Below are 5,467 nucleotides of genomic sequence, written 5' to 3'. Positions count from 1 at the left end.
ATCAAATCTAGGGTAGGTACTACTACCAGAGTACTACGGGGAGTTGCCTGCATTGCCAGTTGGGCCAAATATGTTTTACCCGAAGCAGTAGGGAGAATCACAACTCCATTTCTGCCAGACTGTTTCCAAGCTTTCAATGCTGCCTCTTGGTGGGGATAGGGAGGCATTTCCAAACTAGGGATGAGTTCGAGAGGTTCAAATTCTTTAGCTTTGTCAGTAAAGTCGATTTTTGCTGCTTTTAATGATTCTACTAAAGGGCGATAGTCTATTGCTCGAACCCGAAATTTTTCCACCCTGTCATCCCAGGTTGCATAGTCTACCCATGCTTTACCTTGAGGTGGGGGATGGAGAATGAGAGTGCCGCGATCGAATTTGATAGTTGGTGTTCGGTACATTATTTCATTTCACTGATTTAAAAATAACCTTGATTTATAACCTTATTTCATAGATGGATTACTATTATCAATCTATATTTGAATTTTATCAATCATCCTTTGAAAAACATCAGGATAATATTTTGAAGCATCTAAAAATTCTGCATATTCTTGTCGATGAATGCGTCTTGCCTCCGGTGTTTTATGTTCTTGTCTAATATTAGCAGAAAGACGCTTTGATTTACGAACTATTAAAACATCATCAAGTTTAGTTGAGACAATAGAAACTGGTGTAATTTCAGTTATCAGTTATCAGTTATCAGTACTTCCTGTAATAGGGAGGCAATAAAATACGGAATTCTCTTTCTTTTATCCTCTTAAAACGGGGAGGCTTGAAACTTGATTTTAGTAGGGACGTTCCATGGAACGTCCCTACAAGGTTTTGCTTATGAAGGTGTAGTTCATCAATTTGAAAAGCACTGTAATTGAGGAAAGGAAAAGCTAGACACAGATTCGGGCACGGATAAACGGATTAATTATTTGTCATCATCCGGGCATCTGTGGCAAAATCATTATCTAGCTCTGTTCAGGCGATCGCTCTCTTTTTTTGTCTTTTGTCAGGTAAAGAAGCAAACAGAAAATTATGATTAGTCTTTGAACTGGAAAAATAACTATGTATAATAGGTTTACACAAGAAGACAATAACGTCCCCAATGAAGCGACAAATAAGTATAATTCTCTAGCTCCTTGGCATTTTTTTACACAACAAGTCCATAACGTCCTTGAGCTAGCCTTCGATGAAGCCAAACACTTGTGTCATAGAGAAATAGGGCCAGTACATCTGCTTTTGGGTTTAATCAGGCAGGAACAAGGTTTAGCGGCGCAGGTACTTAGAGATGCTGGTATTAAGTTAGAAAATGCCCGCTTACAAGTTGAAAAAATACAGAAGCGAGGAACAGTATCTTACCGAAAAATTGGGTTTAAAGCCTCCCCCTTTTAGGGGGACTTTATGTTATGCTTAAAAAGCGGAAAGGTATTCAACCGCTCTAAAAACCTATAGCTACCTAACTTGTAGCGTTTGCACCTTGAAAACTAGAGTTATGGGGTTTTGTACAGGAATGCTTGTATATGGAAAAGCTCTAAGCAACAAGTATCAGAGAACCAAAGTTTTTTTAGGTTTGAACTGTACCGTAGGGCATACGGGAACAGGCTCTTGGAATAGAGCAAACGCTTGGGGAGAGAACCATCTCTGGGTTAGATGCCGCAAGGTGTTTAATTTAAGTGGACTCATTGAACCAAGAATCCTGGTTTCAGGAGAATCTCCGCGCCTAACCGCCGGAGAGTATGTCAAACAGACATTCCCTACAATCAACATACCATAGAAGTCTTTGAGCTTTCTCAAGTTGAGGCAGAGAAGTTAAAAGATTCTAAAATTGACACTGAACATCTGTTACTAGGTTTACTGAGGCACTCAGAAGCAAGGGTAATCAAAGTTTTGCAGAATTTGGGAGTTAGTCCCGCTCAATTACAGAATCAAGTTTTCGGTAAGTTAAAACAAGCTCATCTGACTGCATCCCAACCAATTTCTACTTCTGCTAATTCTAGTGAAACAAACCCAAATAATGCCCAGCTAGCTATGATTGATAAAATACTTGAGCATCCAGAAGGTTCGGAGGCAGAAGTTGTTAAGAATAACCCAGGTATAATCGATCCTAAGTTAATAGGAACTATGGCTTCAATGTTAGAAAAACGAGGTGATACTAAAGGTGCTAAGGTTTTAAGAGGACTCATTGCTTCTAGAACGGAGGAAACTGCCGATCGCTCAGAAGTTCCTGTTGTTAATGTACCTAATCCCGTTCAAAAGTCTACTCCACTAAAGGAACAAGCTACTAAATCTGAGCCGATAGAATTTCCCGTTTCTCCTGAAGACTTTGAACCATTATCTAGTCTACTAGAAGTGCAAGCTATGAAACCTGAGTTGATGGAATTACTTCCTCCCTCAAATCAAGATATGGAGAAATTCCCGTATCAGTTACTTGGTGTAAGTTTTGTCAACAAAGGTGACAAGCAAGCAGTACACAATTTTTTAAGAGAAAATTTGGATAAGTTAAACGATCGCTTTCCTGAAGCGTTGCAGAATTGGTTTCATCAGACTTTGCCCAATGTAGGGGATGCAAGGAAACAAGAGTTTCTCAAGAGGGTGACAAATATTAGCGATCTAATTAGAACATTTGATGGAGGAGTGCGGGAGATTAATTTGGAAATTGCTCTGACTGGATACAATATTGTAGCTTCTATTCTGACTCCGACTCAAACTCCTAAAGATTGGGCGGATATTCAGAACTGTTTGGGTTTGACTTATTTGGAAATGGTTCAGGGAGAGGGGGCTGAGAATTTAAAGCAGGCGATCGCTTGTTTTGATGTGGCTTTGAATTTTTACAAAAAAGAGGAATGTCCTGAATTGCAAAATATTCGTGAGAATGCCAAAAAAGCGAGAACTGAACTTAGGAATATCAAGGAATAATCAGCAGCTAGACACAGATTCGGGCACGGATAAACGGATTCATTATTTGGCATCATCGGTGCATCAGCTAGACACAGATTCGGGCACGGATAAACGGATTAATCATTTGACATCATCCGGGCAAGACACAGATTCGGGCACGGATAAACGGATTCATTATTTGGCATCATTCGTGTATCTGTGGCAAAATCCTTGTCTAGCTTTTTTTGAAGTTAATTCAGCAATGTCTGCTATAATATTAGTATCTGATTAACATAAAAAGTTGGAAATATGACTCAAATAACACGCAGAAAAGTACCCAGAGGTACGCCAATATATGGCGATAACCCCCCTCTTTCCCCAGAGGAAATAGCCAGACGCCAAGCAGAAGACGAAGCTTTTGCCCGTCGGTGTCGGGAAATTTTTTGGCGAGTTTATCCAGACTTGGTGAAAGAACATTACGACTGGTTTATTCATATCGAACCGGATAGTGGAGATTATTTTATTGATGCTGATGAAAATGTCAGTTTTCAAAAGGCTCGCGAACAGCATCCTACCTCCGATCTTATGGCAATGCGTTTGAATGAAACGGGGACTTGTGGTAGGATATGATTCGGGGATTTTTTGGTAGCAAAGGAGAACTGTTTTTTGAAATGGGGTTAGTAGCTGCCGATGGTTCCATAATAACAGTTAATGTATTGTTAGATACTGGTTTTACTGACTGGTTGGCAATGGATATCCAAGATGCAAAAAGTTTGGGATGGCGGTATCTAAAAAAACAAGAAATGAAAACTGCTAGAGGCGAATTTCAGTTCAATCTTTATGAGGGAACAGCAATTTTTGATGGTCAAGAAATGAAGGTTCCTGTTGTTGTTGGTAATGGAATACCAGAGATTTTAATCGGTTTGTCTTGGCTGGAAAATCGGCGCTTGGTAGTGGATAGAAAAGCTGGTATTCTTACTTTAGAGAGCTTTTCAGATTAATGAAAACTACTGTAGAAAGATTTGCAATGGGGGCAGGCGATATTTTTCAGTTATCAGTAGCTAGGCACAGATAAACAGATTCATCATTTTCCATCATCCGTGCTAGACACAGATTCGGGCACGGATAAACGGATTAATCATTTGACATCATCCGTGCATCCGTGGCATAATCCATGTCTAGCCGACTGTCTAGCTCTAGATGCTCCATCATCCGTGTATCCGTGGCCTAATCCGTGTCTAGCCGACTGTCTAGCTCTATATGTTCCATCATCCGTGTATCCGTGGCATAATCCGTGTCTAGCCCCCTGTCTAGCTCTAGATGCTCCATCATCCGTGTATCCGTGGCCTAATCCGTGTCTAGCCGACTGTCTAGCCTCATTATTCTCACCGACAACGTTCGAGATTTTTTCGCACCTTAATAGTATGAGGATGTTCCCCACCTAACTTTTCCTCAAAAATCTCCAGTGCTTGTTGGTACAATGGTTCCGCTACTTTGTATATCCCTTGATAACAATATAACAAAGCCTGGTTGTTGAGGAGGGTGGCAAGATATGGATGATTTTCCGGTAGAGCCTCTTTGACGATAGCGATCGCTTGTTGATACAAAGGTTCCGCTGCATCGTATTTCCCTTGAGAACGATATAATCCTGCCAAACTGTTGAGGTGGGTGGCCAGATATGGATGATTTTCTGGTAGGGCAATTTTGTCGATGGCGATCGCTTGTTGGTACAAAGGTTCTGCTTCTGCATATCTCCCTTGAGAACGATGTAGTTCTGCCAAGCTATTCAGGTGGGTGGCTAGGGATGGATGATTTTCAGGCAAGGCAGCTTTGTCGATTTCGATCGCTTGTTGGTACAAAGGTTCTGCTTTTTCGTATTCCCCTTGAGAACAATACAATAAAGCCAAGCTGTGGAGGTGGGTGGCTAGGGATGGATGATTTTCGGGTAGGGCAGTTTTGTCGATTTCGATGGTTTGTTTGTACAATGGTTCTGCTTCTTCGTATTTCCCTTGAGAATAATATAATGCTGCTAGACTGTGGAGATGGGTAGCCAGGGATTGACGATTTTCCGGTAAGGCAGTTTTGTCGATTTTGATGGCTTGTTGGTACAAAGGTTCTGCTTCTTCGTACTTCCCTTGAGAATAATATAAATTTGCCTGGTTGTTGAGGTAAGTGGCAAAATGTGGATGGTTAGGAGATAGAGCAACTTTGGCGATGCGGATGGCTTGTTGGTACAATGGTTCTGCTTCTTCGTATCTCCCTTGAAAATAAAATAATGTTGCGAGGCCGTTGAGATGGGTAGCCAGGGATGGATGATTTTCGGGTAAGGTAGTTTGGGCGATGTCGATGGCTTGTTGGTACAAAGGTTCTGCTGCTGCGTATTTCCCTTGAGAATGATACAGTTCTGCTTGTTTGTGGAGGTCGATGGCACGGGGTAGATGATTTTCTGGGAGGGGGTTTTTGTGGATTTCTGTGGCTTTTTTGTGCAATGATTCCGCTGCTTCATGTTTGCCTTGAGATTTATATAATTCTGTCAGGTTGTTGAGGTAGGCCAGAAGAGAGGAATCATTTTCGGGCAGAGCGATTTTGAGGATTTCAGTGGCTTGTT

General features: G+C 41.3%; 9 protein-coding genes. 6 read left to right on the top strand and 3 right to left on the bottom strand.

What is annotated here, in order from left to right; translation table 11 throughout:
- On the bottom strand, window positions 1-395 hold a 395-nt coding region (locus F6K54_RS39495; protein WP_366558373.1), incomplete at its 3' end, for a DEAD/DEAH box helicase family protein.
- A gap of 72 nt (window positions 396-467) precedes the next feature.
- Window positions 468-626 carry a Bpu10I family restriction endonuclease gene (locus tag F6K54_RS43575; RefSeq protein ID WP_366558375.1) on the bottom strand — a complete coding sequence of 53 codons (159 nt, stop codon included), beginning with the start codon at window positions 624-626 and terminating at the stop codon, window positions 468-470.
- Between F6K54_RS43575 and F6K54_RS39490 the strand changes: the two genes are divergently transcribed.
- The 6 genes from F6K54_RS39490 to F6K54_RS39465 all read left to right on the top strand — a co-directional run bounded on the left by F6K54_RS39490 (window position 556) and on the right by F6K54_RS39465 (window position 3,860).
- Window positions 556-723 (top strand): hypothetical protein, encoded by a 168-nt coding sequence (locus F6K54_RS39490; protein ID WP_293089736.1) that lies wholly within the window; start codon window positions 556-558, stop codon window positions 721-723. The genes F6K54_RS43575 and F6K54_RS39490 overlap by 71 nt on opposite strands.
- A gap of 324 nt (window positions 724-1,047) precedes the next feature.
- Window positions 1,048-1,374, top strand: a complete 327-nt coding sequence (locus F6K54_RS39485) for a Clp protease N-terminal domain-containing protein (protein WP_293089734.1) — start codon at window positions 1,048-1,050, stop codon at window positions 1,372-1,374.
- 318 nt (window positions 1,375-1,692) lie between these two features.
- Window positions 1,693-2,898, top strand: coding sequence for a Clp protease N-terminal domain-containing protein (locus F6K54_RS39480; protein WP_366558374.1), 1,206 nt, complete (start codon window positions 1,693-1,695; stop codon window positions 2,896-2,898).
- On the top strand, window positions 2,855-3,151 hold the full coding sequence (locus F6K54_RS39475; protein ID WP_293089732.1) for a hypothetical protein: 297 nt from the start codon (window positions 2,855-2,857) through the stop codon (window positions 3,149-3,151). Before F6K54_RS39480 ends, F6K54_RS39475 begins: the two co-directional genes overlap by 44 nt.
- Window positions 3,152-3,168: 17 nt before the next feature.
- Window positions 3,169-3,489: a hypothetical protein gene (locus tag F6K54_RS39470; protein ID WP_293089730.1), complete on the top strand. Its 321-nt coding sequence runs from the start codon at window positions 3,169-3,171 to the stop codon at window positions 3,487-3,489.
- Complete coding sequence (locus F6K54_RS39465; protein ID WP_293089728.1) at window positions 3,486-3,860, top strand: aspartyl protease; 375 nt, start codon at window positions 3,486-3,488, stop codon at window positions 3,858-3,860. The genes F6K54_RS39470 and F6K54_RS39465 overlap by 4 nt, the downstream gene beginning before the upstream one ends.
- A 384-nt stretch (window positions 3,861-4,244) precedes the next feature.
- On the opposite strand, the gene F6K54_RS39460 is transcribed toward F6K54_RS39465, so the two are convergent.
- The coding region (locus F6K54_RS39460) for a tetratricopeptide repeat protein (protein WP_293089726.1) at window positions 4,245-5,467 on the bottom strand (1,223 nt) is incomplete at its 5' end.

This window comes from Okeania sp. SIO3B5 (assembly GCF_010692555.1).
Classification (GTDB): domain Bacteria; phylum Cyanobacteriota; class Cyanobacteriia; order Cyanobacteriales; family Microcoleaceae; genus Okeania.
The sequence above is the reverse complement of the archived record's forward strand: the minus strand, read 5'-3'. Positions and strand labels throughout refer to the sequence as shown.